This is a genomic window from Variovorax sp. VaC1, assembly GCF_043658315.1.
GTDB lineage: Bacteria > Pseudomonadota > Gammaproteobacteria > Burkholderiales > Burkholderiaceae_C > Variovorax.
In genome coordinates, this window is record NZ_JBIGLT010000003.1 from 488242 (window position 1) to 515145 (window position 26904).

Sequence of the window (26904 nt, forward strand, 5' to 3'; positions counted from 1 at the left end):
GCCCCGAAAGGAACACCATGCGTCTCGTCCCCTGCACTGAAGAAGCCCACTCGGGCGCCATCCTCGCCATCCTCAACGAAGCCATCGTCACCTCGACCGCGCTGTACGACTACAAGCCGCGCACGCCCGAGAACATGGTGGCGTGGTTCGCCACCAAGCGCGCCAACGGCTTTCCGGTGATCGGCGCGGTGGACGAGAGCGGCAAGCTGCTGGGCTTCGCGAGCTACGGCGCCTTTCGCGCCTTCCCGGCCTACAAGTACACGGTGGAGCACTCGGTGTACGTCGACAGCGCGCACCGCGGCTCCGGCCTGGGCCGCACGCTGATGGAGGCACTGATCGCCGAAGCCATCGCGCGCGATGTGCACGTCATGGTCGGTGCCATCGACGCCGCGAATGCGGGCAGCATCGGACTGCACGAGCGCCTGGGCTTCGAGCACTCGGGCACGGTGCGGCAGGCCGGGTTCAAGTTCGGCCGCTGGCTCGACGTGGCCTTCTACCAGCGCATTCTTTCTACGCCGCTGAATCCCGTCGACGGCTGATCGCCCGCCATCGGTCGCCGCGCGGGCTTCAGCTTCGCACCAGCGTGCCCGATTCCGACGTGCCCCACAGGTGGCTGGCCGGTGCCCCCGGAAACAGCCAGTACGGCGTGCATTCGCTCGACGGCACGACGTTGCTGAACGCATGGCTGGCCGCGCTGCCTGCGATGGTCTTCTCGAGCACCATCGACAGGTACTGGTCGTTGCTGCTTTCCTGCGTGTTGCCGTTGAGGATGACTTCCGCCCCGGTGGCCTTCGCGAAACGGCGGATGCCGTTGTGCCGCGAGTTCGCGGGCGCCCAGCTGTCGGCCGCAACGCCGTTCTCGCTGCTCACGCGCAGGCCATCGGCGGTGCGCCACACCAGAGAATGGTTGCCCTCGGTGTGCCCCGGCGTGTGAACCAGCGCAAGCCCTCGGCCGAGCTGCACGCTGCCGTCGAAGGCAACGATGCGTTCGGCCGGCACGCCATCCAGCCCCTGCGGGCAGTACCAGTCCGCCTGCACCGGCAGCAGGCCGCTTACGCTCGCCAGCTCTTGCCGGTGCACCAGCAGCCGCGCATTCGGGAACAGGCCCGGCTCGCGCGCGTTGCCCAGCCAGCGCCGCAGGTTCTGCGTGTGCAGGTGGTCGTAGCTGATGTAGTCGATGCACGCCGGGTCCAGGCCGATGCTCGCCAGCGCCTGTGGCACCGTCGAATGGATCGGCGCGATGGTGCTGTGCAGGAACCTGGGCGTCTGCTCGCTGAGCCGCTTGAAATAGGGCGTTTCGCTGCCGGTCTCGAAGTCGGCCGGCGTGAAGAGCAGGTGGCGCAGTTGGCCGTCGAAGTCCTCGAACTGGACCAGCACGGTGCGCGCCAGCAGATGGACCATGTGCGGCTTGAGCAACTGCTGCGAGTACACGCCACTGAACGCATACCAGGCCGGATAGGGAATGCGCAGCAGGTCGAAGCTGCGCACGTACCGAACCGGTGGCTCGTCGAGGAAGCGTTCGCGAAACCGCAGCCCGCCGTAGCGCAGGGCGCGCAACCTGTCCTGCGGCATCGCGTGCTGTCGCGCGCCGTCGAACTCGGTGATGGGCCGCAGGAGGGGCAGAGGCGGCGTGGCGTCGCGCATCATGGCGGCCTTTCGCTCAGGCTGCGGCAGCGGTGCGTTCGGGGGCGGCGGTTGCATCGGCGGCCGACTGGCCGAGCAGCCCGCCGATCACCGTCGGCAGCATCGCGGCCGGCACGCCCACGAGCAGTTGCCTGAGCATCGTCAGCGTGTCGAAGTAGACGCGCTCGCACATCAGCCGCTCGCCCTCGAAGATGAAGAGCGCGATCATCCGGCAGCGAAAGGCGTTGCCCGTGGGCGGCAGGCCCTTGAGCGGGCCGCGGTGCGTGCCGAGCAGCCAGAACTCGACGATCACCGAGTCGTCGGCATGGCGCAGCTGGATGATCTCGTGGCGCTGGTCGGGGAAGGCGGTGCGCGTCTCGGTGTAGTACTGGCGCACGTTGGCCGTGCCGTCGTGCACCTCGCCGCTCGGAATCAGCTCGTAGTGCGGATGCGGGAAGGTGCCGAGCACGGCGTCGAAGTCCTGGCGGGTCTCGTCGGCGAAATGGTCGAGCACGAGGCGTTCGCGGCGGGCCTGCAGGCCGGTGTCGGTGGTCATGGGGTTTTCTTTCTCCATCGTGGGTTGGGGGTGCGCTGCGGCGGGGTCGGACGTACGGACGTACTATCGGCGCCGCCCTCGACGCAGACTGTCCGGTGTTGGCAGTTGCAGCTCGGGACAAACCCGCAATGACCATTTCCGCCCCCGAGCCGATCGACGCCGACGACCGCATGCGCCTGCCCGACGCCGTGCAGCAGACGCTGCTCGACGTGGCGCATCGCAGGCGCCTTGCGCGCGGGGATTCGCTGTTTCTCAAGGGCTCGTCGCCCGATGCGCTGTTCGGCGTGATCGCGGGTTCGCTGCGCGTGAGCGTGGTGGCGCCGGGCGGGCGCGAGGCGGTGATCGCGGTGCTGGAGCCTGGTCACTGGTTCGGTGAGGTCTCGCTGCTCGTGGGGCGCGAGCGCGTCTACGACACCTGCGCGGTCGAAGACACCAAGATGGCCGTGGTGCGCGCCGAAGACTTCCATCGCCTCATTGCCGAGCGGCCCGACGTGCACATGGCTTTCACGCGGCTGGTCTGCCTGCGGCTGCGGCAGGCGCTGGCGTGGATCGACGACGCCATCCTGATGCCGCTGCCCGTGCGCCTTGCGCACCGGCTGCTGACCATCGACGTGCACCCCGCGTCCGCCGGTGAGGCGGCGATGCTCGCGGTGTCGCAGGAAGACCTGGCCTTCATGCTGGGCGTTTCGCGCCAGAGCGTGAACCGCCAGCTGAAGCTGTGGGAAGAAGAGGGCATGCTGCGCCTGCGTTACCGCGGCGTCGAGCTGCTCGACCGCGACCGTCTCGCGGCGTGCGCGCAGCCGGCCGCCTGAGCGGCGCGGCGGGCGTTAACAGGCCCTAAACCAGCGCGAAGAAGCGCATCAGCACCTCGGCGGGGTGCCTGACGCCGGCGCCAACGAACATTCGTTCATTGATCCACTGGAGCGCGGGAGACGCGGTCTCGAAGCGCGGGTTGCAGCGGAAATACACCTGCCCCGCATCGACCGGCTCGCCGTGCAGCAGCTTCGCCATCACCTCCGGTGGCGCCGAGCGAATGGCCCGGTTCTGCACGTAGACGAGGTCGCCCGCGTCGGTTTCGAGGCCGTAGCGTGCGTCGAGTTCGGAGAAGGTGTCGCTTGCGATCAGCTGGAAGTCGCTGCCGCCCGGCAGCACGCGTGCGCGCCAGCCATGGCCGATGGCTTCGCCGCCGGTGATGGGCACGACACGGTGCAGCCCGCGCGGGCCGCTGCCGAACACCTTTGGCACGCCCACTTCGACGCGCAGGTCGACGAAGTGTTCGAGCGCGGGCGCGGCGATCGAATCGAAGATGCTCATCGCTGGTGTCCGGTTGTCTGGCTCAGACAGCCGCCGTTTCGGCGCTGGCGCGGTCGAGCATTCCGATGGTGCCCGCGTCGAGCTTGAGCTGCGTGGCCACCACGAGCTCTTCGAGCTGCGCGATCGACGTGGCGCTGGCGATGGGCGCCGTCACGCCCGGGCGCGCGATCTGCCACGCGATGGCGACCTGGCCCGGCTTGGCGTTGTATTGCTGAGCGACGCGGTCGAGCGCATCGAGGATGCGCAGGCCGCGCGGGTTCAGGTACTTCTTGGTGGTGTTGGCACCGCGCGCGCTCTTGGAGGCATCGGCCTCGGTGCGGTACTTGCCGGTGAGGAAGCCGGCGGCCAGCGCGTAGAAGTTGATCACGCCCACTTCGCGCTTCAGGCACAGCGGTGCGAGGGCATCTTCGAACACCGCGCGGTCGTACAGGTTGTACAGGGGCTGCAGGCTTTCGTAGCGTGCAATGCCGAGCCGCTCCGACACGTCGAGCGCCTCGGCCAGCCGCGGCGCGGTGTAGTTGGAAGCGCCGATGGCGCGCACCTTGCCTTCCTTGATGAGCGCATCGAAGGCGCCGAGCGATTCTTCGAGCGGCGTGTTGGCGTCGTCGTCGTGCGACTGGTACAGGTCGATGTAGTCCGTCTGCAGGCGCTTGAGCGAGGCCTCGACCGCCTCGCGGATGTACTTGGGCGACAGCCCCACCTTGCCTTCGCCCATCGGCTTGCCGACCTTGGTGGCAAGCACCACGCGGTTGCGCTTGCCGCTTTGCTTGAGCCACTTGCCGATGATGGTCTCGGACTCGCCGCCGGTATGGCCCGGCACCCAGGCCGAGTACACGTCGGCTGTGTCGACGAAGTTGAAGCCCGCGTCGAGCCATGCGTCGAGCAGCTTGAACGAGGCGGCCTCGTCCACGGTCCAGCCGAACACGTTGCCACCGAAGGCGAGCGGGGAAACCAGGAGGCCGGAGCGGCCGAGCGGGCGAAGTTGCGACATGAGGATGTGTTCCCGAAGAAGCGTTGAGAAAGAGAAAGGGTCAGACGAAACCGATGGCGCCCAGCACCGCACCGGCACCGAGCAGCCAGAGCAGGTGGATGCGCGTGCGCCAGACGATAAGCGCGGCCGCGCCGGTCAGCAGCCACAGGTGCCACGCAGGCGCATTGCCGGCATGGTTACCGGTGGCGAGCACCCAGCCGGTGGCGATCAGCAGGCCGACCACCACGGGCGCCATGCCCTGCTTGAAGGCGCGCACCTCGCGGCGGGTGCGGTTGCGATGGCCCCAGCGCGTGGCGAAGTAGGTCAGCGTAGTGCTCGGCAGCATGATGCCCACCATGGTCACCAGCAGGCCGAAGAAGCCGAGCAGCCACGCGCCCGGTCCCGCGCCGATGCCGCCGCCGGCGTTGAGCCCGACGTTCCAGCCCATCAGCGCCACGAACAGCACGTTGGGGCCAGGCGCGGCCTGGGCGATGGCGACCGAGGAGCTGAACTGCGCATCGGTGAGCCAGCCGTGCTGGGCCACCAGGAAGCGGTGCATGTCGGGCACGGTGGTGATGGCGCCGCTGATGGACAGCAGTGAAAGCAGCAGGTACTGGCCGAACAGGGCCAGCCAGTCGTGCCATTGCATTGCGATGGTCATGCGGGGATCTTTCGCCAGGTCCAGACGCAGGCCACGCCGCCCAGCACCAGCAGCACCCAGCCCAGCGGGATCTTGAGCATCGTGATGGCAAGGAACACCAGCGCCATGATCGCCAGGCAGACCGCGAAGCCCAGCGGGTGCTTGCGCAACTGCGGCACCAGCTTGATGCCGGTGGCCGCGATCAGCCCGCCCGACACCGCGCCCATGCCGCGCAGCGCGGCCGCCACCTGCGGATTGCCGGCGTAGTGCGCATAGAGCACGGCCAGTGCGAGGATGACGACCAGCGGAATGGTCAGCATGCCCGCCACGGCGGCGAGCGCGCCGCGCAGGCCGAAGTAGCGGTCGCCGATCATCAGGCCGAGGTTGATGACGTTGGGCCCGGGCATCACCTGGGCCACGGCCCAGTCCTCGAGGAACTGCTCGGGCGTGAGCCACTTCTTTTTCTCGACCATCTCGCGCTGCACGATGGCCAGAACGCCACCGAAGCCCTGCAGCGCAAGCCAGGTGAATGACACGAACAGGTCGCGCGGCGACTGGGGCTGGGCGGGGATGGGTGGCGCCACCGCGCCGGAGGCTGGGGGAGACGTTTGCATGTGGAGCGATTATCGTAGGCGGGCCTGCAATATGCCGGGCACCGGGCCGGCGGGCCGCGGGCCATTCCACAGGGAGACTCCATGCTCACGCAAATCCGCGCACTCTTCGATCTCTGCCAACGCGCCGTCGCCTCCTGGTCGAACGACTATGCGCCCAGCATGGGGGCGGCACTGGCCTACTACACGGTGTTTTCGATTGCGCCGCTGCTCCTGATCGTGATCGCGGTGGCGGGCCTCGTGTTCGGGCAGGAGGCGGCACGCGGCGAAATCTTCGCCCAGTTGTCGGGCCTGATGGGCGAGCAGGGCGCAACGGCGGTGCAGGGCATGCTGAAGGCGGTCAACAAGCCGGCCGAAGGCATCGTGGCCACGGTGATCGGCATCGGCCTGCTGGTGGTGGGTGCGACCACCGTCTTCGGTGAACTGCAGGACGCGCTCGACCGTATCTGGCGTGCGCCGGCCCGCGAAAAGAACAAGGGCCTGTTCAACATGCTGCGCGTGCGGCTGCTGTCGTTCAGCATGATCATGGGCATCGGTTTTCTGCTCATGGTGTCGCTGGTGGCGAGCGCCGCGCTGGCGGCGCTGGGCAAATGGTGGTCGCCCATCTTCGGCGCGTGGGAGACGCTGGCGCAGGCGGTGAACTTCATCTTCAGCTTCGGGATGGTCACCGTGATCTTCGCGATGATCTACAAGATCATGCCGCGCGCCAAGGTGCAGTGGCGCGACGTGTGGGTGGGCGCTGCGGTCACGGCGCTGCTCTTCACGGTCGGCAAGCACCTGATCGGCCTGTACATCGGCAAGAGCAGTGTGGCCTCGGGCTATGGCGCGGCGGGCTCGCTGGTGGTGGTGCTGGTGTGGGTGTACTACTCGGCGCAGATCTTCCTGCTGGGCGCGGAGTTCACCTGGGTCTATGCGCGCACCTATGGCTCGATGAAGGACTCGAAGGGCGCGGCCGATCTGAACCCTTCACCGACGCGGGATGTGCCGCTGGCGCACAACGACGCCTGAGCCATCCGGCGCATCCGGCGGCCATTCAGCCGGCGAAGCCGCCTTCGTCGAGAAACTTCTGCTCCTCGGCCGTGGACTCGCGGCCCAGCAGCCTGTTGCGATGCGGGAAGCGCCCGAAGCGCGCCACGATGTCCCGGTGCAGCACGGCGAAGCGCTGGGTGTCGCTGTCGAGCGCGGCATTGAGTTCGACCGAACGCTCCTGCTCGGCCAGCACTTCGGAGTGCATGAAGGGCAGGTAGAAGAAACGCCTCAGTGCCGGGTCGGGCTGCAGGTCGAAGCCTGCGGCAACGGCTGCCTTGGCCACGGCCAGCGCCTTGCCGTCGGTGGCGAGCATGTGCGGGTTGTTGCGCCAGGTGTTGCGCGGGAACTGGTCGAGCAGCACCAGCAGCGCGAGCGCGCCTTCGGCATCGGCCAGCCAGTGGTCGAGTTCGCCACGGGCGGAGGCCTGGTGGGCAAGCGAGAAGCGGGCGGCGAAGTCGGTGTCGAAGGCTTCGTTCTTGGCAAACCAGCGGTCGGGGCCGGCTTCGCGCCAGAAATCGACGACGGCGCGGGCGGCGGGGAGGGCATTGGAAGTCATCGTTGCATTCTCTTTCAGCCTTGTGAGCCTCGCCCTGCCTGGGCGACCAAAGTCGGGGTGGTGGCCGACAAGACATCGCTTCAGGGCTGCCTATGCTGGCATGTTCTTATAACCAGGAGATAACGCTCATGAACCGATATGGCACTCTTTTGCGCGCAGCCCTCGTGACCGGCGTGGCCGCGGCTGCACTGGCCGGCTGCGGAATGATGTCGAAGTCGAACGTCGCCAGCTTCAGCGGCGCGATGAACGCCGCCAGCGAAGTCCCGCCGAACATGACGCGCGGTAGCGGCATGGCCGAAGCCTGGCTCAACCGCGACACCAACGTACTCAAGTACAAGATCACCTACACCGGCCTGAGCGGCCCGGCCACCATGGCGCACTTCCACGGCCCTGCGGCCGCGGGCGCCAACGCGGGCGTGGTGCTGCCCTTTGCGAATCCGATGAGCCCGATCGAGGGGCAGGCCACGCTCACGCCCGCGCAGGCCGCCGACCTCGTTGCCGGCAAGTGGTATGCCAACGTGCATACCGCGGCCAACCCGGGTGGCGAGATCCGTGGGCAGTTGCTGCCGAAGATGTGAAATCGTTCCAGGGGTGAACAACCCCTGGTCAGGTTGGTGTCGCACGGCTGGTGTCAAATGAACGCATGACGACACCAACGAAGAAGAAACCCCGTGCCGCATCCCAACCCCTCAACCCTTTCGCATCACGCCGCGAAGACATGCGCAGCGCCCGCAAGGCGCTCGTGCTGCAGGGCGGTGGGGCGTTGGGTGCCTACCAGGCGGGGGTGTACGCGGCGCTCAGTGAAACCGACCTGCAGCCGCACTGGATCGCAGGCGTTTCCATCGGTGCCATCAATGCGGCGCTGATTGCGGGCAACGCGCCCGAGCGGCGGGTCGACCGGCTGCGCGAGTTCTGGCATCTGGTGTCTTCGGGGCCTTCGCAGCGCCTGCCGTCGTGGCTGGGCGACCGGGCCACGCAGAACCAGTGGAGCGCGACGATGGCCTCGCTGGTGGGCATTCCGGGCTTCTTCGAGCCGCGCTATTCGCCGGCCTTGCTGATGGGCGGCGCGGCGCCGCTGCTGAGCTACTACGACACCTCCGCGCTCAAGACCACGCTCGAGCGTCTCGTCGACTTCGACCGCATCAACGCCTGCGAAGCGCGCTTCAGCGTGGGGGCCGTCAATGTGCGCACCGGCAACTCGGTGTACTTCGACAACACGCGCCAGCGCATCGGCCCCGAGCACATCATGGCCAGCGGTGCGCTGCCGCCGGGCTTTGCGCCCATCACCATCGATGGCGACGACTACTGGGACGGCGGCATCGTTTCCAACACGCCGCTGCAGTACGTGCTCGACATGCACCCGCGCTCAGAGCCGCTGGTGGTGCTGCAGGTCGACCTGTTCAATGCGCGCGGCGAAATGCCCCGCACCATGGCGGGCGTGATGGAGCGGCAGAAAGACATCACCTATTCGAGCCGCACCCGCATGAACACCGACGCGATGGCCGCCAACATGAACCTGCAGCAGGCCATTGCCGACCTGATCAGCAAGCTGCCAGCCCATCTGCGCAAAGACCCGAGCGTGCTCGAGGTGCAGTCGCAACTCACGCACGAGCCCATCGACATCTTTCACCTGATCTATCGCGACAAGCCCTACGAACTCGAATCGAAAGACTACGAGTTCTCGCGCGCCGCAGTCGAAGAGCACTGGGAGTCGGGCGCACGTGACATGCGTGTGACGCTGGCCCACCCCGAGACGCTGCGCGCCGATGCCACCGTCAACGGTGTCACCACCTTCGACCTGGGCGAGCATGGCGCGGGGCGCGTCAAGCGTCCGGGCCTGTCGCGCTGAGCGACGCATCAGGTTCAGTTTCAACTAAGAAACCAGCGCCAGACTGGTCGGCCACTTCAACAGGAGGAAATGTTCATGAACATTGAAGATGTGCGGCGCCAAGCCTTTGCGATGCCGTTGACCAGCCCCGCCTTTCCGCCCGGACCTTATCGCTTCGTCCGGCGCGAATTTCTCATCATCACGTACCGCACAGACATGGACGCCCTGCGCGCCGTGGTGCCCGAGCCGCTCGAAGTGGTCGAGCCGCTGGTCAAGTACGAATTCATCCGCATGCCCGACTCCACCGGCTTCGGCGACTACACCGAGTCGGGCCAGGTGATTCCCGTGCAGCTGCGCACCGACAAGGGCGTGGAGAAGGGCGCGTACGTTCACGCGATGTACCTCAACGACCATCCGCCGATTGCCGGCGGACGCGAGCTGTGGGGCTTTCCGAAGAAGCTCGCCTCGCCGGTGCTCGACTACGAGACCGACGTGGTCGTCGGCACGCTCGACTACGGCAAGGTGCGCGTGGCCAAGGCCACCATGGGCTTCAAGCACCGCACGCTCGACCCCGCGCCGATCCTTGCGGGCATTGCGCAGCCCAACTTCCTGCTGAAGATCATTCCGCACGTCGATGGCACGGCCCGCATCTGCGAACTGGTGCGCTATCACATGGTCGACGTGACGTTGCACGGCGCATGGGGCGGGCCAGGTTCGCTCGAACTGCATCCGCACGCGCTGGCACCGGTGGCCGATCTGCCGGTGCTGAAGGTCGAATCGGCCGTTCACTACATCGCCGACATGACGCTGGCGCTCGGCACGGTCGAACACGACTATCTCGCCTGATTCCTGTCGACACCTTTCAACTCCACTCTCAAGGAACATTCCCATGCAACTCAAGGACAAGGTCGCCTACATCACCGGCTCGGCCAGCGGCATCGGCAAGGAAATCGCCATTCTTTTCGCACAGGAAGGCGCGAAGATCATCATTGCCGACCTCAACAAAGAGGCCGCGGACGCCACCGCGGCCGAGCTGAAGGCCACGGGCGCACAGGCCATCGGCGTGGGCGTCGACGTGACCAACGAAGACCAGGTCAATGCATCGGTGGAAGAGGGCGCTGCCGCCTTCGGCGGCATCGACATCCTGATCAGCAACGCCGGCATCCAGATCGTGCATCCGGTCGAGGAGTTCAGCTTCGCCGACTGGAAGAAGATGCTCGCCATTCACCTCGACGGCGCGTTCCTCACCACCAAGGCGTGCCTCAAGCACATGTATGCGCAAGGCCGTGGCGGCAGCGTGATCTACATGGGCTCGGTGCACTCCAAAGAGGCTTCGCTGCTGAAGGCGCCTTACGTCACGGCCAAGCACGGCCTGATCGGCCTGGCCAAGACGGTCGCCAAGGAAGGCGCCAAGCATGGCGTGCGCGCCAACGTGATCTGCCCGGGCTTCGTGCGCACGCCGCTGGTCGAAAAGCAGATTCCCGAGCAGGCCAAGACGCTGGGCATCAGTGAGGAAGAAGTCATCAAGAACGTGATGCTCAAGGAAACGGTCGACGGCGAATTCACCACGACGGAAGACGTGGCGCGCGTGGCGCTGCTGTTCGCTGGCTTCCCGACGAATGCGCTGACCGGCCAGTCGCTCGTGGTGAGCCACGGCTGGTTCATGCAGTAAGTTTTTTCTTTCTTTCTCCCTCCCCTTACGGGGGAGGGTTGGGGTGGGGGCTCGACGGCCTCCATTTCCAACGCTCTGCCTGCCCCCATCCCGGCCTTCCCCCAGAGGGGGAAGGAGCAAGTCAAGGCCGGCGTGGCGCTACAGCTTCAATTCCCAGGTCTCACCCACGAGCGGTTCGCCGTAACCCTCGTGCGGTTCCGAGTGCGTCAGCTTGAAGCCGCGCGTGGCGTAGATGCCGCGCGCAGCCAGCAGGACGCTGTTGGTCCACAGCACCATCTTCTTGTAGCCCTTGCGCCGCGCAAAGGCGATGCACTCGTCGACGAGCCGGCCGCCCAGGCCCAGGCCGCGCGCAGCGGGCGCAAGGATCAGCAGGCGCAGTTGCGCCACCGTGGCCGATTTGCGCACCACGAAGATCGCCCCCACGCGCTCGCCGTTGAGCTCGGCGATCCAGCAGCGCTCCCACTCGGGCTGGAACTTGAGCAGGAATTCGCTCGCGATACCCGCCACCAGCGCCTCGAACTTGCTGCCCCAGCCATATTCGCGCGCATAGATTTCGCCGTGCTGCTGCACCACCCAGCCGATGTCGCCCGGCGCCGGATCGCGCAGCACGGCTGTCTGTGGCCGGGCTGGGGCGGCTTCGGGGTCGAGCAGCGACTGCATCGTGCCCATGGCCTGCACCAGTTGCTGGCGTTGCGCCGGTGCGAGCGGCGTCAGCAGGGCCGCAGCCTCATCGCGCGATTTCTGTTGCAGGGGCGCAAAAGCGGCGTGGCCAGCATCGGTCAGGCGCAGCACGCTTTGCCGTGCGTCGCGAGCGTCTGGCGCGCGCGTGAGCCAGCCTTCGGTCTCGAAGCGGCGCAGGATGCGGCTCATATAGCCCGCGTCGAGCCCGAGGTCGCGCCCGATCTCGCTGGCGACGGGCGTTTCGCGATGCGCCAGCTCGTACAACACGCGCACATCGGTCAGGGACATGGGGCTGCCCAGGTAGGGGTCGAGGGCGCCGATGCGGCGGGTATAGAAGCGGTTGAACTGCCGGATTGCCTTGACGGCGGCGGTATCGACGGTGGGTGATGGCGTAGACATGGTTGCCATTGTCATTCAATTGATTGACTTTAGCAATCGATTGATGAGCAGGCAACGCCCCGGTCACTGGATGTTTGTCGCGACAGGGATGCTGGAAAACCCTAAAATCGAGGGTTGCCCACAACAGCGCGCCCTTGGCGCTGTCAACTCCCACCGATGAACGCCCCCGTCGACGTCTCCTTTTTCGCGCGTGCCGCCAAGCCGCTGACCAGCTACCGCAAGTACTGGGCGGCCCGCTTCGGCACGGCCAAGTTCCTGCCGACCACGCGCAAGGAGATGGACGCCCTCGGCTGGGACAGCTGCGACATCATCGTGGTCACCGGCGACGCCTACGTCGACCACCCCAGCTTCGGCATGTCGGTCATCGGCCGCATGCTGGAGGCGCAGGGCTTCCGCGTCGGCATCATTGCGCAGCCTGACTGGCAGAGCGCCGAGCCCTTCAAGGCGCTGGGCAAACCGAACCTGTTCTTCGGCGTCACGGCCGGCAACATGGATTCGATGATCAACCGCTACACGGCCGACCGGAAGATCCGCAGCGACGACGCCTACACGCCCGGCGACGTCGGCGGCTCGCGCCCCGACCGCGCGGCCATCGTCTATTCGCAGCGCTGCAAGGAAGCCTGGAACGACGTGCCGATCATCCTCGGCGGCATCGAAGGCAGCCTGCGCCGCATCGCCCACTACGACTACTGGTCGGACAAGGTTCGCCGCTCCATCGTGGTCGATTCGAAGTGCGACCTGCTGCTGTACGGCAACGCCGAGCGCGCCATTGTCGAGATCGCGCATCGCCTGGCCGCCAAGGAGCCGGTGCAGCAGATCACCGACGTGCGCGGCACCGCCTATGTGCGCCGCGAAACGCCAGAGGGCTGGTTCGAGATCAACTCCACTAGCGTGGACGAGCCGGGCCGTGTCGAGGCGCACGTCAACCCGTACCTGATGGTGTCCGAGCAGGCCAAGGCCAACGGCGCCACCTGCGCGAAGGAAGACGAGGCGAACGACGTGGCCAAGGCGGCGGAGGCGGCCGGTTCGCCGGCGCTTCAGTCGGTGGTCAACCCCGCGATCAAGCCGCTGACCTTCATGCCGAATCCGGCGCTGCAAGGCCGGGGCAAGATCAGCGTGCCACCGCGCGACCGCTCGGTGATCCGCCTGCCTTCGTACGAACAGGTGCGCAGCGACCCGGTGCTCTACGCCCACGCCAACCGCGTGTTGCACCTCGAAACGAACCCCGGCAATGCCCGCGCACTGGTGCAGGCGCACGGCGAAGGCACCACGGCGCGCGACGTGTGGATCAACCCGCCGCCCATTCCGCTCACCACGGCGGAAATGGACTACGTGTTCGACCTGCCATATGCGCGCAGCCCGCATCCACGCTACGCCGACGAAAAAGGCAGCCACGACGGCGCGACGAAGATCCCCGCGTGGGAAATGATCCGCTTCAGCGTGAACATCATGCGCGGCTGCTTCGGCGGCTGCACCTTCTGCTCGATCACCGAGCACGAGGGCCGCATCATCCAGAGCCGCTCGGAAGATTCGATCATCAAGGAGGTCGAAGCCATCCGTGATTCCGTCAGCGGCTTCACTGGCGCCATCTCCGACCTGGGCGGCCCGACCGCCAACATGTACCGCCTGGGCTGCAAGAGCCCCGAGATCGAAGCCGCTTGCCGCAAGCCCAGCTGCGTGTACCCCGGCATCTGCCCGAACCTGGGCACCAACCACGACCCGCTCATCAAGATCTACCGCCGCGCGCGTGCGTTGCGGGGCATCAAGAAAATCCTGATCGGTTCCGGCCTGCGTTATGACCTGGCCGTGCAATCGCCCGAGTACGTGAAGGAGCTGGTGCAGCACCACGTCGGCGGCTATCTGAAGATCGCGCCCGAGCACACCGAGCAGGGCCCGCTCACCAAGATGATGAAGCCCGGCATCGGCAGCTACGACAAGTTCAAGCAGATGTTCGAGAAGTTCTCGGCCGAGGCGGGCAAGAAGCAGTACCTCATTCCGTACTTCATCGCTGCGCATCCGGGCACCAGCGACGAGGACATGATGAACCTCGCGATCTGGCTCAAGAAGAACGGCTTTCGCGCCGACCAGGTGCAGACCTTCTACCCGTCGCCCATGGCCACCGCGACGACGATGTACCACACCAACAAGAACCCGCTGCGCAAGATCACGCGCGAGAGCGAGACGGTGGACATCGTGCGCGGCGACAAGCGCCGCCGCCTGCACAAGGCCTTTTTGCGCTACCACGATGCCAACAACTGGCCGCTGCTGCGCGAGGCGCTGAAGAGCATGGGCCGCGCCGACCTGATCGGCAACGGCAAGCACCACCTGATCCCGACGTGGCAGCCGCTGACCGATGGCGGCTACACGAGCGCGCGCCGCAAGAACTCGACGGCCGTGCCCGTCAAGGCTGCTTCGGCGCCGGTCAAGCTGACGCCGGTGAAGCCCTCGAAGGGCCGCATCCTGACGCAGCACACCGGCCTGCCGCCGCGCGACAACGGCTCGGCGCCGCGCAAGGCGTCGTCCGGTCCGGTGCGCGGCAGCATTCGCAAGCCGCGCTGAGCCCCACGCCGAAAGGCTGGCCGGCTGGCATGCGCCCCGCCAGTCCGGCAGGGGCCGCTACGCGTACTGCATTTCCCCGTTGCCGAACGACCAGTTCTCCTTCGCCACCTCGACGAGGTTGATGAAGACATCCTCGCGCCGGATGCCCAACTGGCCGTGCAGGTCGTCGGCCACGCGCCGGTAGAAGGCCTTCTTGAGGTCGATCGAGCGGCCATGGTTCAGCGTCACCTGGATCATCACCAGCCCCGCCGAGTATTCGATGCCGAGGTAGCTGGCCGGGCGAACCAGTTCGCCGGCAGCGTGCCGCGTGACGATCTGGAACTTGTCGTCTGCCGGCACGTTGATGGTGTCCCGCATGGCCTGGTAGATCAACTCGCCGATGGCGGTGCCCAGCGTCTCGGGGCTGTCGTTGGAAAGATCGATTCGAACGAGTGGCATGTGTGTTTTCCTTGAAGGGATGGGGTGAGGGTAGGAGCATCCCGAGGCCATAGTCTGCGCCCAAGCCTCTAAGATCGCCGCCATGGCTCTGTACCGTTCTCCCCCTCCGTCGACCCGCAGCTGACGCGCGCCTCGTGCCGCGCTCAGACCCGCAAGTGGTCGCCGCCGTCCGCCTTCTTCGCGAAGGCCGGATGACGGCCGGATGGTCGTGCCCGCCCTCTGCAAAGAGAAAGAAGCGGCGGGCCTCATGGAGAACTTTCAACAATGAACGCAAGAATGTCTGCCGCCCTGGCCTGGGGCGGTGTGTTGCTGGCCGGCGCGCTGTGGGGCGGCGGCGCGCTGGTGGCGCAATTCCTGATCGATGGCGGCATCGCGCCGCAAAGCCTGTCGCTGGCGCGCTTTGCGTTGGGGCTTCCGCTGCTCTGGTGGCTGTATTGGCGCGCGCCTGCCCAGCCGGATGCGCGTTGGGCCGATCTGTCGGGGCGGGAGCGCTTCCAGATCGTCGCCACGGGCGCGGCCATGGCGCTCAACGTGAGCTGCTGGTTCGCGGGCATCGCGCACCTGGGGGCGGCGTTGCCGACGGTCATCTCGATCTGCTGTGCACCGGTGATCGTTGCGCTGGTGTCCGTGCTGCGCGGCTACGAGCGTTTCGGCGTGCGCCTGCTTGCGGGGCTGCTCCTCGCGCTGGCGGGCGTGCTGCTGCTCGTGATGCCCGCCGAAGGCTGGGGGCCGTTGGCGCAGGGGCACGTGGCGGGGCTGGCCTGGTCGTTCGGCTCCGCGTTCTGCTACGCGCTGGTGGTGCTCGGCAACGCGCGCATGCCGGTGCGGGTGCCTGCGGTCACGGCGTCAGCCTGGGGCATGACGGTGGCGGCGCTGTGCATGTTCGCGATCGCATGGCCCGGCGGCATCACCTGGCCGGCGAATGCCGCGCAATGGCTGGGCGTGGGCTACACGGGCGCGGTGACGACTTCGGTGGCGTACCTTGCATTTGCCTGGGGGGCGCGGCGGCTGTCGCCGACGGCCGCCGTGGTCGGCACGCTGATCGAGCCGCTGGTGGCGGCCGTGCTGGCGGCAATGCTGCTTGCACAGCCGATGTCGCCGCGCCAGTGGGCTGGGGCCGTGCTGCTGGCCGGGGCGATGGTTCTTTTGGTCAGACGCCAGGGAACTACGGGAGCGGCCTGAGCGCAAACTGAGGCACTCCGTTGTATGGTGTGGCCCCATGAGTCATTCGCTCCGTACGCCGGCCCCATGGATGCGCACCCTGGCGGGCGCCGTGCTGTTCGCCGCGGCGTTGCCGGTGCTGGCGGCGTCGCCCGAGGCCGCGCCGGCTGCGTCGGCCACGCCCGCCCAGACCTTGCGCGCCGCCCATCAGCGCATGAGCGACAAGCTCGATCACAGCAGCTTCGGGCGGCCCGTGCAGCTCGACTCGGAGGAGACGCCCGGTGGCCTGCAGGGCGACGTCTATGCGGTGGTCGACCATTCGCTCTCGGAGATCACCTCGACGCTGAAGGGGGCCACGCGCTGGTGCGACGTGCTGGAACTGCACATCAACAACCGCCGCTGCCGCACGGGCACATCGCCGCAGGGGCGCGAGACGCTCACGCTCTACGTGGTGCGGCGCTACGACAAGCCGGTCGACCAGGCCTTCGAGCTGCCTTTCGTCTATCGGATCGTGAACGCCGCGCCCGAGCACCTGTCGGTCGAGATGACGGCGGCCAGCGGCCCGCTGGGCACGAGCAACTACCGCGTCACGCTCGAAGCCGTGGCACTGGACGAGCGCAAGAGCTTCCTGCACTTCAGCTACAGCTATGACCACAACATGATGGTGCGGCTGGGCACCCAGGCCTACCTGGCGACCTTCGGCCGCGACAAGGTGGGCTTCACACCGGTCGGCAAAGGCCCGGACGGCCAGCCCGAGTACATCCGGGGCCTGCGTGGGCTGGTGGAGCGCAATGCGATGCGCTACTTCCTCACGCTCGATGCCTTCCTGGCGGCGCCGGCGCAAGACCAGGCCGAGCGCCGCGAGCGCTACTGGTTCGCGGCGGCCGAGCAGTATCCGCGGCAGCTGCACGAGGTCGACCTCGACACCTATCTCGCGCTCAAGCGGGAAGACCGCAAGCGCGAAGGCCCCGCCCGCTGACCGGCCAGGCTGCGTTGCAGCGGATCAGTCGGCCAGCGTGAGCAGCGGCACGTCGCGCTCGCGGCTCATGGCGTCCAGCTCGGCACGCGTGCGTGCGGCCAGCCACGCGGCCAGCGCGTCGTGCGTGGCCGGTGCCAGCATGTCGCGCGACGTCACGCCCGCCGCTTCGCAAAGGCGTGCCGCGAAATGCGGCTCCAGCGCCGCGACCGCCACCCGGCCATCGGCACAGCGATAGATGCGGTAGCCCGCATGCGCGCCGCCCACCGCGCCCGAGGGCTGCGTCAGGCCCCAGGTGCGCGGCAGCGCGAGCCAGTCGGCGGAGGCGTTCAGCGCGACTTCGAGGTACACGCCGCCGGCCTTGTGGTCGTCGCCTGTGCCGGCGCGGGCGCGCAGCAGCATGGCCTTCAGCACCGCCTCGCTCGCGAGCAGGGCCCCGCCCATGTCGGCGTAGAGCGTGGGCGGCAGTTCGGTGCCGGTGACGAGGCCGCTTTCGGCCAGGTAGGTGAGGTCGTGGCCCGGCTCTTCGGCCCGCTCGCCCGGCGCGCCGACGATGGCCACCTGCGACAGCGACGGGTGGCGCGCCTGCAGCGCGGGCCAGTCCAGGCCCAGCTTGCGCAAGGCCGAAGGGCGGAAAGAGGTGAGCAGCACGTCCGTCTTCGCCAGTTCGGCGTGCAACTGCTGCTGCCCTGCCTCGGTCTTCAGGTCCGCGGTCTGGACGGTGATGCCTTCGTGCAGCGCGGCATACGCGGGCTGGTTGTAGAGCCCCATCGGATCGCCGCCCGGCGGTTCGAGCTTCAGGCAATCGGCGCCCATCTCGCGGCAGCGCAGGAGCGCGGCAGGGCCGGGCAGGTTGAGCGCAAGGCTCAGGACGCGCACGCCCGCGAGCGGCAACAGGGAAGGGGCTGATTGGCTTGGCATGGGCGTGTATCCAGAAGCAGGTGGCTGTCGAATGGCAGCGATTCTCGCCCGGCCGCCCAAGCCCACGAGAGCCAGATTCCGCAAGCCGGCGCACCGGGTGCGCGCGTAGCATGCGGCATGGCGGCGCTCTTTCCTGCCGCTGCCGCAACGACAAGGAGATGAACATGTTCGAAGCTTCCCTCATGAGCGGCCAGCGCATCCTCGTGACCGGTGGCGGCACCGGTCTCGGTCGCGCGATGGCCGAGCGCTTCCTCAGCCTGGGTGCCGATGTCGCCATCTGCGGACGGCGCCAGTCGGTCTGCGAGGAAACGGCGGCCGAGTGGCGCCAGCAGTTCCCGGCGCGGCGCATCGACACCTTCGGCGTCGACATCCGGGTGGCGCAGGCGGTCGATGAAATGGTCGATAGCCTGTTCCAGAGCGGCGGCCTCACCGGGCTGGTCAACAACGCGGCGGGCAACTTCGTGTCGCCGACCGAAGCCCTCTCGCCACGCGCCTTCGACGCCGTCGCCAACATCGTCTTCCATGGCAGCTTCTACGTGACGCAGGCCGTGGGCAAGCGCTGGGTGGCGCAGTCCAAGGCGGGCGAATGGAAGCAAGGCGATGCCTTCCGCAGCGTCATGAGCATCATCACGACCTGGGTCGACAACGGCAGCCCCTACGTGGTGCCCTCGGCCATGAGCAAGGCCGGGATCGACGTGATGACCAAGTCGCTCGCGGTCGAATGGGCGCGGCACGGTATCCGCCTGAATGCCGTCGGCCCCGGCGAGATTCCGACCGAAGGCATGAGCAAGCGCCTGAACCCCGGCGAAGAGCCCGGCGCGCGCAGCAAGCAGAACAACCCGATGGCGCGCACCGGCCGCATGAGCGAGCTGCAGAACCTCGCGGCCTTCCTCATGGCTCCGGGCCAGTGCGACTGGCTCACCGGCCAGAGCATCATGATGGACGGCGGCAATGCGCTGGCCACCGGCGGCAACTTCTACGAGCTGCGCCAGTGGAGCGACGCCGACTGGCTCGCGGCCCGCGAACGCATCGAGGCGCAGAACCAGAAGGACAAGGCGCAGCGCTGACGGCTGCACGGCTGCGCTGCCGCGCGGTCACTTGCGCGGCAGCTTCGCGGCGTGCACGGTGACGTGCTTGTTCACGGGGCTCGACAGCACCAGCGAGGTGGTCACCGCGCCGTCGACTGCCAGGGCGTCCACCACGTGCTGCAGGTCGGCCGGCTCGGCGATCGCGCAGCGCACGATGAAGCAGTCTTCGCCGGTCACGCGGTCGGCGCTCAGCACTTCGGGCATGGCGTCGAACAGCTTCAGGTACTTGGCGATGCCCGCATGCGTGGTCTCGATGCGGATGATGGCCTGCAGCCCCACGCCCAGCGCGCGCAGGTTGACGCGGGCGCCGTAGCCTTCGATCACGCCCGCGTCTTCGAGCTTGCGCACGCGCTCGCTCATGGCCGGTTGCGAAAGGCCGATGCGCTTGCCCAGCGCGGCCAGGCTCTGGCGGGCATCGGCCTGCAGGGCTTCGAGGATCAGGCGGTCCTTCTTGTCGATGTTCATGTGTGCGCTCGGGCAGGTGTGGCGGTGGCCGATGGTTGATCGGTTTGCGGCCCCGATTTTCGATGGATTGCCATTCGGCGCGGGCATGGTGGCCGGTATCGTGGCGCATCTTCTTCAGGAGAAACAATGCAACTCGTCGGCATGCTCGACTCACCCTTCGTGCGGCGCGCCGCCATTTCGCTGCGGCTGCTCGGCGTTCCTTTCGTGCACCGGTCGATCTCGGTGTTCAGCACCTTTGAGCAGTTCCGCCAGATCAACCCGGTGGTGAAGGCGCCCACGCTGGTGTGCGACGACGGCACTGTGCTGATGGATTCGACGCTCATCATCGACCACGCCGAAGCAAGCTGCGGCCGCAGCCTCATGCCGCGCGATGCGGCCGAACGGCTGCGTGCGACGCGCGTGGTGGGCCTTGCGCTGGCCGCGTGCGAGAAGACGGTGCAGATCGTCTACGAGCGCAACCTGCGCCCGGCCGAGAAGCAGCACCAGCCGTGGATCGACCGGGTGCACGGCCAGCTCATCGCGGCGTACGCGGCGCTCGAAGAGGTGGTGGCTGCGCATCCGCTTGCGGCTGAAGAGGCGGCGATGACGCAAGCCGGCGTGTCGACCGCCGTGGCCTGGGCGTTCACGCAACTGGTGTTGCCCGATGCCGTCGCGCCTGGCGACTTTTCGTTGCTGGCCGCGTATTCCGCGCAGGCGGAAAGCCTGCCGGTGTTTCTTTCCGCGCCGCAGGTCTGAATCAACCCGCGATGTCGGCGCCGCGCTCGGCCAGCAGGGCGCGCAGCACCGAGCGGTGGCAGTGCGATTCGTCCTCGCAGTAGCAGCCGACCGCGAGCGACGTGCCGTGCGACAGCGCGGCGAGCAGGTCGAGGCTGCGGCTCGCGTCGGCCTCGGCCATCTCGGCCTTGAACTTGCGCACGAAGGCGTTCCATTGCGCGGGCGTTTCCGCTTCCTGCGCCTGCTTCATGGTCTCGACCGAGGGTGCGAGATTCGGGTACCACACGTCATACCAGTTCTGCGACGCGAATTCCGTCTTCGGAACGCCGCGCGGCGGGCGCCTGACGGTGCCGATGCGCAGGCCCTCGCCGGTTGCGCGCGGGGTGCCGAGGCGAACGATGCGGATGCTCATGACATGGTCCTTCTGTTGTCTAGTCTCGTGAGGGGTGTGATGCGATGCGCTCAGGTGCCGACGATACCGCCGTCGCGCCGCCGGATCGCCAGCGTGGCCGAGCGGGGGCGCGTGCTGCCCGGCGTCGTGCCGTCGGGCCATGCGCTGTTCGGTGTGGCGCTGCCGTCGTCGCGCGCCTCGCCCGGGTGCTGGATGTTGACGAACAGCGTGCGCCGGTCGGGCGTGACCACGCAACCGGTGATCTCGCAGCCGTTCGGCCCCGTAAGAAAGCGCTGGATGCGGCCGGTGGCGGGGTCGGCGCACAGCATCTGGTTGTTGCCCAGTGACGCGTACGGCGGCTTGCCGATGACTTGGCCGCTCATGTCGGTCTGGATCCAGAGCAGGCCGCCGCTGTCGAAGTGCAGGCCATCGGGGCTGCCGAACATGTCGGCATCGGCCGACGGGTAGCGCGCACCGCTGCCCGGTTGCGCGGGGTCGCCCGCCAGTGCGAAGTGGTCCCATGCGAAGCCGGTGCTGGCGGCGTCGCCACCGTCCTCGCGCCAGCGCAGGATGCCGCCGAAGAGGTTGTTGGCGCGCAGGTTGGCCGCATCGGTCGCGGGCTTGCCGGCATCGCCGCGCTGGCTGTTGTTGGTGAGGGTGACGTACACCTCGCCGCTTTGCGGATGCACCGCGATCCATTCGGGGCGGTCCATCTTCGTGCCGCCCACGGCGTCGCCCGCAAGGCGTGCGTGGATCAGCACGTCGGCCTGGTCGGCAAAGCCCTTGCCAGCGTCGAGCCCGTCGCGGTCGTGCGCGAGTTCGAGCCACTGGCCGCGGCCACCCGCGTCGTAGCGCGCAACGTAGAGCGTGCCTTCGTCCAAGAGGTGCCGGTTGGCGGCGCGCGCTGCGGCATCGGTGCCGGGGCGCACCTTGTCGCGGCTGACGAACTTGTAGATGTATTCGAAGCGCGAGTCGTCGCCCATGTAGACGACCACGCGGCCGTCCTTGGCTAGCGTGCAGGTGGCGCTCTCTTGCCGCTTGCGGCCCAGGGCGGTGCGCTTGATGGGCGTGGAGGTCGGATCGAAGGGATCGATCTCGACCACCCAGCCGAAGCGGTGTGCCTCGTTCGGATGCCGGCTCAGGTCGAAGCGTTCGTCGAAGCGCCAGTACTCGACCCATTGCGAGCCCGGCACCGTGCCGTAGCGGCGCTGCGCGTCCGTCATGCCTTTCGCGGCTTCCTTCGGTCCGCCGAAGTAGCCGTGGAAGTTTTCTTCGCAGGTCAGGTAGGTGCCCCAGGGCGTGACGCCCATGGCGCAGTTGGCGAAGGTGCCGAAGACCGCATCGCCGGCCGGGTTGGCGGCGGTGCGCATGCGCGGCGTGCCAGCGGCCGGGCCGGCAATGCGCATGGGGGTGTTGCCGTGCACGCGGCGTGCGAAAGGCGAGGGCAGCACCTGCTGCCAGCCGGTCGGCGTGCGGCGGATCTCGATCACCGAGACGCCCATCGCGTGCAGCGACTTGCGGACCTTGTCCGCTGTCCAGGCCTTGATGCCGTCGGTGTGCAGCAGCTGCTCGTCGGTGTATTCGTGGTTCATCACGAGCAGGCCGCGCTCGCCGCTTGCGTCGAGCGCAAAGAAGTGCATGCCGTCGTGGTGCATGCCGGCCTGCACTGCCTGGTCGGCGGCGCTGTTGCCGGCGTCGGGTGCAAAGGCCGGCATGTGGCCGGCAACGCCGGTCGGCGTGCCCCAGGGATAGAGCACCTGCCACTCGTATTCGGGCGGCACCACGACGGCGTCGCGCAGCGAGGCGGGCACGCTGGTGAAGCCGGGCGCACCGCTCCGGCGTGGGGTAACGGGCGAAGCGCAGCCTTGTCCGAACAGCGCGACCACGGCGGCGGCGGAGCCCGATTGAAGAAGAAAGCTGCGGCGGTCCAGTGGCATGGCGAAGGTGTTGTGTAGGCGACAGCCGCCATCATCGCCCAGCGCCATGCCGGGCGATACTGCCCACCAGAACCGCCCAGGAGACACGTCCCATGACCGACCGCCGAATCGAATGGACCCGCCACCCCGATGGCGTGGTGGAACTGCAGCTCGCACGCGCCGACAAGATGAACGCGCTCGATCCAGCGATGTTCGATGCGCTGATCGAGTCCGGCGAGGCGCTGCGCGGCGACGGCTCGGTGCGGGCGGTCGTGATCTCCGGCCGCGGCAAGGCTTTCTGCGCGGGGCTCGACATGGCCTCCTTCGAGCGCATGCAGCAGCAGGGCGGTGCCGCCGATGTCTTGGGCGCGGGCGCTGCAGGAACCGACCTGCTCAAGCGCACGCACGGCATCTCGAATGCGGCGCAGCAGGTCGCGATGGTCTGGCGCGAAGTGCCGGTGCCGGTCATTGCGGCCGTGCACGGCGTGGCCTTCGGCGGCGGCCTTCAGGTGGCGCTGGGTGCCGACGTTCGCATCGTGGCGCCCGACACCAAGCTGTCGGTCATGGAGATCAAGTGGGGCCTGGTGCCCGACATGGCCGGCATGGTGCTGATGCGCGAGCTGGCCCGCAGCGACGTGGTGCGCGAGCTCACATTCACCGGCCGCATCTTCTCGGGCGAAGAGGCTTTGCAGATCGGCTTCGCCACGCGCCTTTCGGCCGACCCGCTGACCGAGGCCCTGCAGATGGCACACGAGATCGCGGGCAAGAGCCCCGATGCCATCCGTGCCGGCAAGCGCCTGCTCAATGCCGCGCTGGCACAGAGCGCGGCGCAACTGCTGATGGCCGAATCGGTCGAGCAGCAGGCATTGATCGGCAGCCCGAACCAGATCGAAGCCGTCAAGGCCAACATCGAGCGCCGCGCACCGCGCTTCAACCCGGCAGCCTGACGGCGCTTCGGCAGCGTTCCGGCGGCGGGTGCCGCGACATCGACGCAAGGGGCCTGCAGGCACGCATGCAGCCCTTGGTGTTGCGTGCCCTGCACACGGCTGGGTGGGTATTCCCGGAGATGGCTTGCCGCAGCGCTGGCTCTGCGTGCACGCTCGCACACTTCCTCTTTGTTCTTCCTTGCAAGCGCCACATCGGTGCTTGTTTGCCCCGAGTTCGGGAGCATTTCGCGCTACCAACGCCCGAAAAACGCTGAAAAGTGCACTTGGAGTGCCCTTGTGTAAGAATAAAGTAGTTGTTTTAAGGGGAGGATGGATGAAAATGGAGACAATTTGTGTGCAGAAGGTCACGTCTTCCCGTGAGACAGGCCTTAAGGAGGATGGCTCCTGACGTCACAGTCATCAACAATCGAACACTTTGCCTAGCGACGGCGATCCTGCATGTCGACGACCACGTTTTTCTGTAACCTCAGCGTGCCCATCCTGGTGGGCGAGGATCGCTACAAGTACGTCCCCATCGTTGGGGTCTTTCGCAGTATTCCGTTCGATCAAGTGGATGAATGGGTGATGCACCCCGATGGCCGGCCGCGCAGCGACCGCGAATTGGCGGCTGAAGTTCTTGTCGAGATCCGCAAGCCACTCGGTTCGAGTGGACGCACCGCCCCGCACGCCTTCGACGTGGGAGACATCCTGCAGCTCGATCGCGCCGCCGCGATCGTCGTGTCGACCTATCTTGCGGCGTTGCCGCGCATCTGAGCCTCGCGCTCGATCACACCTCCATCGCACCAGGGCAGAAGAGCACGCCGTTGCCCGGCACGCTTCAAATGGCCTCTCTTCAAGACGCGACCGCGCCCACTGCCCAGTAGAAAGTCGGCCTTGCTCCGTTGAGCAGATGGTCGCCCACCACCCGCCCTTTGTAGATCGTCGGGTTGTGCGAAGCCAGCGTGCGCGCGTTGCGCCAGTGGCGATCGAGCCGACGGTCTTCCTGCAGCGCTGAAGCGCCCCCGATATCGAACAGCCGCGTGCCGGCCTGCAGCACCGCATCGACGATGCCCGCCTGTGCCTTGGCGGTGTTGAGTTCGACCTCGAACAGAAGACTTTCGGGCACGGTCTCGCCGCGCTGAAGAAAGCGGTCGATCTCGCCAAGGCCGCGTGCCACCGCCTGCACGGTCGATGCCGCAATGAACGCGGTGCTCGCCAGTTGGCCGATGACCTGCTGCACCAGCGGATCTTCACGCGGCGTGTCGCCGCTGCCGTGGCTGTAGACGCGCTTGCGCGGCTGCACGAAGGCCACTGCGTCGCGCACGATGGCACGCGCGATGCCCGCCAGCGTCGCAAGGTGCGTGAGCTGAAAGTGCGCGGTCAGCGGCGTGGGTTGGTCGCGCACGTACAGCAGCACGTTCTCGGGCCTCACGCGCACGTTGCGAAAGCGCGTGGTGCCCGATGCGCTCAGGCGTTGACCGAAACCGCGCCAGTCGTCGACGCGTTCCACGCCGACCGCCTCCGAGGGCACGAGGGCGATCACGCGCTCGCTGCTGCCGTCGTCGTTCAGGCGCTGGGCCGAGACCGAGATCCAGTCGGCATAGAGCGTGCCGGTGCTGTAGTACTTGTCGCCGTCGAGGCGCCACGCATCGCCGTCGCGCTTCAGCGTGGTCTGCAGGGTGCTCAGCGAGCCTTCGCCGAGTTCGGTGGTGGCGTTGCCGAAGATCACGCCTTCGGCGGCAAGACGCATCCACGGGCCGTGCAGCGCGGGGTCGATCTCGGCGAACAGGCGCTCGATGAAGCCGAAGTGCGCGCGCAGGATCTGCGGCAGATTGGAGTCGGCTTCTCCCAGTTCGATGAGCAGGTCGTAGAGCTGCTCGACCGAGGCACCGAGGCCGCCGTGTTCGACCGGCACGCGCAGCGCGCCGAAGCGCTCCGCATTGAGCCAGGCCACGGGCTCGTAGGCCAGCTCGCGTTCGTTCTCGCGCTGTGCGGCGCGTTCGGCGATGCGATGAAAGATCGGGCGAAAGCGTTCGGCGAGTTGCTGCGAAGTGAAAGGGGATGCGGGCTTTGCCGCGTGACGCGGCCTCGCCGCCTGTGCCGCGAGGTCGGCCGTTTCTTGGATGGATGCCATGGAGACCGGACAGCCCCGGGGCCGTCCGCGAAAAGAGAGACAGGCGCCGACTGTGCCCCCGCGATGCCTGCCTTGTGAAATACGCTTTTCGAGTTTCCTTATGCCGGTCGGTGCCTACCGCTTGCCGCGCGCGTCCACCGGCCAGATGGCGACCAGCGTGTCGCCATCGACCACGTGATAACTGTCATGCAGATTGACCGTCGGGTCGCAATGCGGCGTGACGAATTCGACGCGGGCGCCGAGTTCGGGCCGGGGCCCTGGCGGCAGCATCAGCTTGCCGTGCTCGTCGCCGAAGAAGGCATAGCGGCTCGACGGGTCGACGCCATGCGCCACCAGCGGCACGCCGCTGTCGGTCGAAAAGCACTTGCTGCCGCCATCGACCGTCACCCATTCCGCCGCATTGGTGCTGACCACCGCGGTCTGCACCAGCAGCGAGACCTCGAAGGGAGAGGGCTGCGTGCCACTGGCCAGCACGCGCGTGTATTCCGCGTCCATGAAAACGTAAGAGCCGGCCTGCAGTTCGGTGAACGCGTTCTCTTGCGAGTCGAGGTCGTGCGTGCCAGTGCCCGCGCCGGTGACGATCTCGAAGTGAATGCCCTTGGCCTTCGCCGCGGCGACGATGCCCGCCACCGTCTCGCGCAGGCCCGCCGCCGCAGCGCTGCGCCGATCGCGCTCCACGATGTGCTGCAGGTTGCCGGCATAGGCCTGCAGGCCGCGCAGCCGCAGGCGCGGCTCGGCTGCAACCTGTGCCGCCAGTTCGAGCACTTGCGCCTCGGTGGCGGCGCCGGTGCGGTTGTAGCCTGCACCGTAGTCGACCAGCACGTCGAGCGGATGCGCGAGTTCGCTGGCAGCCTGCGCCAGGTCAGCCAGGTTGCGTGGGTGGTCGACCACCACCATCACGTCGCCAGGGCGCGCGCGCTGTGCGAGCTTCATCAGCCGCGCGATCTTGCTCGGCGTGACGGCCGGCGATGTGATCAACACGCCGGTGATGCCGCCCTCGACCATGATCTCTGCCTCGCCCAGCGTGACGCAGCTCACGCCGATGGCGCCGGCCGCCACCTGGCGCCGGGCAATCTCGACCGACTTGTGCGTCTTCACATGCGGGCGCAGCCCGATGCTGCGCGCCTTGGCAAAGGCCGCCATGCGTTCGATGTTGCGCGTCATCGCGGGCAGGTCGATCAGCAGGGCGGGTGTGTCGAGCAACTGGCGGCCGCCAGGCACGCCGATCAGTGGCGCGTTGACTTGGAGTTCAGTGGGCATGGGCGAAGCCTTGGTTCTTGAAGATGACGGTGCGATGCAGGGAGCGCCGCGCTGTGAAATGATCGCATCGAAATGC

At 67.4% G+C, this 26904-nt stretch carries 29 protein-coding genes; 14 read left to right on the plus strand and 15 right to left on the minus strand.

Annotation, left to right across the window (positions count from 1 at the left end):
* The first annotated feature begins 17 nt into the window (after positions 1–17).
* A complete protein-coding gene (locus ACGLHS_RS14445; RefSeq protein ID WP_093240938.1) occupies positions 18–539 on the plus strand; it encodes a GNAT family N-acetyltransferase in 522 nt (173 codons plus the stop codon).
* Positions 540–567: 28 nt separating this feature from the next.
* On the opposite strand, the gene ACGLHS_RS14450 is transcribed toward ACGLHS_RS14445, so the two are convergent.
* Both ACGLHS_RS14450 and ACGLHS_RS14455 read right to left on the minus strand, forming a co-directional pair.
* A complete protein-coding gene (locus tag ACGLHS_RS14450; RefSeq protein WP_394480633.1) occupies positions 568–1647 on the minus strand; it encodes a hypothetical protein in 1080 nt (359 codons plus the stop codon).
* Positions 1648–1660: 13 nt separating this feature from the next.
* Positions 1661–2179: an ester cyclase gene (locus tag ACGLHS_RS14455; protein WP_394480635.1), complete on the minus strand. Its 519-nt coding sequence runs from the start codon at positions 2177–2179 to the stop codon at positions 1661–1663.
* 128 nt (positions 2180–2307) lie between these two features.
* Between ACGLHS_RS14455 and ACGLHS_RS14460 the strand changes: the two genes are divergently transcribed.
* Positions 2308–2991, plus strand: a complete 684-nt coding sequence (locus tag ACGLHS_RS14460; protein ID WP_394480637.1) for a Crp/Fnr family transcriptional regulator — start codon at positions 2308–2310, stop codon at positions 2989–2991.
* Between the two features lie 25 nt (positions 2992–3016).
* Here the strand turns inward: ACGLHS_RS14460 and ACGLHS_RS14465 are convergent, their stop codons facing one another.
* From ACGLHS_RS14465 to ACGLHS_RS14480, 4 genes are read right to left on the minus strand one after another with little or no spacing between them, the layout of a single operon-like run.
* Positions 3017–3493, minus strand: a complete 477-nt coding sequence (locus tag ACGLHS_RS14465) for a DUF3237 domain-containing protein (protein ID WP_394480639.1) — start codon at positions 3491–3493, stop codon at positions 3017–3019.
* 22 nt (positions 3494–3515) lie between these two features.
* On the minus strand, positions 3516–4484 hold the full coding sequence (locus ACGLHS_RS14470; RefSeq protein WP_394480640.1) for an aldo/keto reductase: 969 nt from the start codon (positions 4482–4484) through the stop codon (positions 3516–3518).
* Positions 4485–4524: 40 nt separating this feature from the next.
* On the minus strand, positions 4525–5124 hold the full coding sequence (locus ACGLHS_RS14475; RefSeq protein WP_093240922.1) for a chromate transporter: 600 nt from the start codon (positions 5122–5124) through the stop codon (positions 4525–4527).
* The gene (locus ACGLHS_RS14480) at positions 5121–5717 is read right to left on the minus strand and encodes a chromate transporter (protein WP_394480641.1); all 597 of its coding nucleotides are present in this window, start codon (positions 5715–5717) and stop codon (positions 5121–5123) included. The genes ACGLHS_RS14475 and ACGLHS_RS14480 overlap by 4 nt, the downstream gene beginning before the upstream one ends.
* A gap of 81 nt (positions 5718–5798) precedes the next feature.
* On the opposite strand from ACGLHS_RS14480, the gene ACGLHS_RS14485 reads away from it, so the two are divergent.
* Entirely contained in the window at positions 5799–6722 is a 924-nt protein-coding gene (locus ACGLHS_RS14485) for a YihY/virulence factor BrkB family protein (protein ID WP_394480642.1), read from the plus strand.
* Between the two features lie 25 nt (positions 6723–6747).
* On the opposite strand, the gene ACGLHS_RS14490 is transcribed toward ACGLHS_RS14485, so the two are convergent.
* Positions 6748–7299: a DUF924 family protein gene (locus ACGLHS_RS14490; protein WP_394480643.1), complete on the minus strand. Its 552-nt coding sequence runs from the start codon at positions 7297–7299 to the stop codon at positions 6748–6750.
* Between the two features lie 128 nt (positions 7300–7427).
* Here ACGLHS_RS14490 and ACGLHS_RS14495 point away from each other — a divergent pair, with 128 nt between their 5' ends.
* The 4 genes from ACGLHS_RS14495 to ACGLHS_RS14510 all read left to right on the plus strand — a co-directional run bounded on the left by ACGLHS_RS14495 (position 7428) and on the right by ACGLHS_RS14510 (position 10799).
* Positions 7428–7877 (plus strand): CHRD domain-containing protein, encoded by a 450-nt coding sequence (locus ACGLHS_RS14495; RefSeq protein WP_093240911.1) that lies wholly within the window; start codon positions 7428–7430, stop codon positions 7875–7877.
* A 65-nt stretch (positions 7878–7942) separates the two neighbouring features.
* Complete coding sequence (locus tag ACGLHS_RS14500; protein WP_093240908.1) at positions 7943–9148, plus strand: patatin-like phospholipase family protein; 1206 nt, start codon at positions 7943–7945, stop codon at positions 9146–9148.
* Positions 9149–9223: 75 nt separating this feature from the next.
* Entirely contained in the window at positions 9224–9973 is a 750-nt protein-coding gene (locus tag ACGLHS_RS14505; protein WP_093241726.1) for an acetoacetate decarboxylase, read from the plus strand.
* Positions 9974–10016: 43 nt separating this feature from the next.
* Positions 10017–10799 (plus strand): 3-hydroxybutyrate dehydrogenase, encoded by a 783-nt coding sequence (locus tag ACGLHS_RS14510; protein ID WP_093240906.1) that lies wholly within the window; start codon positions 10017–10019, stop codon positions 10797–10799.
* 138 nt (positions 10800–10937) lie between these two features.
* Here the strand turns inward: ACGLHS_RS14510 and ACGLHS_RS14515 are convergent, their stop codons facing one another.
* Positions 10938–11879, minus strand: coding sequence for a GNAT family N-acetyltransferase (locus ACGLHS_RS14515; RefSeq protein ID WP_394480647.1), 942 nt, complete (start codon positions 11877–11879; stop codon positions 10938–10940).
* Between the two features lie 156 nt (positions 11880–12035).
* On the opposite strand from ACGLHS_RS14515, the gene ACGLHS_RS14520 reads away from it, so the two are divergent.
* On the plus strand, positions 12036–14438 hold the full coding sequence (locus ACGLHS_RS14520; protein WP_394480649.1) for a YgiQ family radical SAM protein: 2403 nt from the start codon (positions 12036–12038) through the stop codon (positions 14436–14438).
* A gap of 57 nt (positions 14439–14495) precedes the next feature.
* Here ACGLHS_RS14520 and ACGLHS_RS14525 read toward each other — a convergent pair whose 3' ends face one another.
* Positions 14496–14876, minus strand: a complete 381-nt coding sequence (locus ACGLHS_RS14525; RefSeq protein ID WP_093240898.1) for a tautomerase family protein — start codon at positions 14874–14876, stop codon at positions 14496–14498.
* A 276-nt stretch (positions 14877–15152) separates the two neighbouring features.
* Between ACGLHS_RS14525 and ACGLHS_RS14530 the strand changes: the two genes are divergently transcribed.
* Complete coding sequence (locus tag ACGLHS_RS14530) at positions 15153–16058, plus strand: DMT family transporter (protein ID WP_394480652.1); 906 nt, start codon at positions 15153–15155, stop codon at positions 16056–16058.
* Between the two features lie 37 nt (positions 16059–16095).
* Positions 16096–17016, plus strand: a complete 921-nt coding sequence (locus ACGLHS_RS14535) for a hypothetical protein (RefSeq protein WP_093240893.1) — start codon at positions 16096–16098, stop codon at positions 17014–17016.
* A gap of 24 nt (positions 17017–17040) precedes the next feature.
* Here the strand turns inward: ACGLHS_RS14535 and ACGLHS_RS14540 are convergent, their stop codons facing one another.
* A complete protein-coding gene (locus tag ACGLHS_RS14540) occupies positions 17041–17934 on the minus strand; it encodes a CoA transferase (protein WP_394480654.1) in 894 nt (297 codons plus the stop codon).
* A gap of 164 nt (positions 17935–18098) precedes the next feature.
* Here ACGLHS_RS14540 and ACGLHS_RS14545 point away from each other — a divergent pair, with 164 nt between their 5' ends.
* Positions 18099–19001: an SDR family oxidoreductase gene (locus ACGLHS_RS14545; RefSeq protein ID WP_093241724.1), complete on the plus strand. Its 903-nt coding sequence runs from the start codon at positions 18099–18101 to the stop codon at positions 18999–19001.
* A 27-nt stretch (positions 19002–19028) separates the two neighbouring features.
* On the opposite strand, the gene ACGLHS_RS14550 is transcribed toward ACGLHS_RS14545, so the two are convergent.
* A complete protein-coding gene (locus ACGLHS_RS14550) occupies positions 19029–19487 on the minus strand; it encodes an Lrp/AsnC family transcriptional regulator (RefSeq protein WP_394480657.1) in 459 nt (152 codons plus the stop codon).
* Positions 19488–19613: 126 nt separating this feature from the next.
* On the opposite strand from ACGLHS_RS14550, the gene ACGLHS_RS14555 reads away from it, so the two are divergent.
* Positions 19614–20222, plus strand: a complete 609-nt coding sequence (locus tag ACGLHS_RS14555) for a glutathione S-transferase (RefSeq protein WP_394480659.1) — start codon at positions 19614–19616, stop codon at positions 20220–20222.
* 1 nt (position 20223) lies between these two features.
* On the opposite strand, the gene ACGLHS_RS14560 is transcribed toward ACGLHS_RS14555, so the two are convergent.
* Together ACGLHS_RS14560 and ACGLHS_RS14565 are read right to left on the minus strand one after the other, a co-directional pair.
* Positions 20224–20613 (minus strand): DUF488 domain-containing protein, encoded by a 390-nt coding sequence (locus ACGLHS_RS14560; RefSeq protein ID WP_394480661.1) that lies wholly within the window; start codon positions 20611–20613, stop codon positions 20224–20226.
* Between the two features lie 50 nt (positions 20614–20663).
* The gene (locus ACGLHS_RS14565; RefSeq protein WP_394480663.1) at positions 20664–22529 is read right to left on the minus strand and encodes a PhoX family protein; all 1866 of its coding nucleotides are present in this window, start codon (positions 22527–22529) and stop codon (positions 20664–20666) included.
* A gap of 92 nt (positions 22530–22621) precedes the next feature.
* On the opposite strand from ACGLHS_RS14565, the gene ACGLHS_RS14570 reads away from it, so the two are divergent.
* Both ACGLHS_RS14570 and ACGLHS_RS14575 read left to right on the plus strand, forming a co-directional pair.
* Positions 22622–23455 (plus strand): crotonase/enoyl-CoA hydratase family protein, encoded by an 834-nt coding sequence (locus tag ACGLHS_RS14570; protein ID WP_394480665.1) that lies wholly within the window; start codon positions 22622–22624, stop codon positions 23453–23455.
* Between the two features lie 438 nt (positions 23456–23893).
* Positions 23894–24208, plus strand: coding sequence for a hypothetical protein (locus ACGLHS_RS14575; protein ID WP_093240874.1), 315 nt, complete (start codon positions 23894–23896; stop codon positions 24206–24208).
* A gap of 79 nt (positions 24209–24287) precedes the next feature.
* On the opposite strand, the gene ACGLHS_RS14580 is transcribed toward ACGLHS_RS14575, so the two are convergent.
* Positions 24288–25568, minus strand: coding sequence for an acyl-CoA dehydrogenase family protein (locus ACGLHS_RS14580; RefSeq protein ID WP_394480667.1), 1281 nt, complete (start codon positions 25566–25568; stop codon positions 24288–24290).
* Positions 25569–25682: 114 nt separating this feature from the next.
* Positions 25683–26828 (minus strand): DSD1 family PLP-dependent enzyme, encoded by a 1146-nt coding sequence (locus tag ACGLHS_RS14585; RefSeq protein ID WP_394480669.1) that lies wholly within the window; start codon positions 26826–26828, stop codon positions 25683–25685.
* Between the last annotated feature and the right edge of the window lie 76 nt (positions 26829–26904).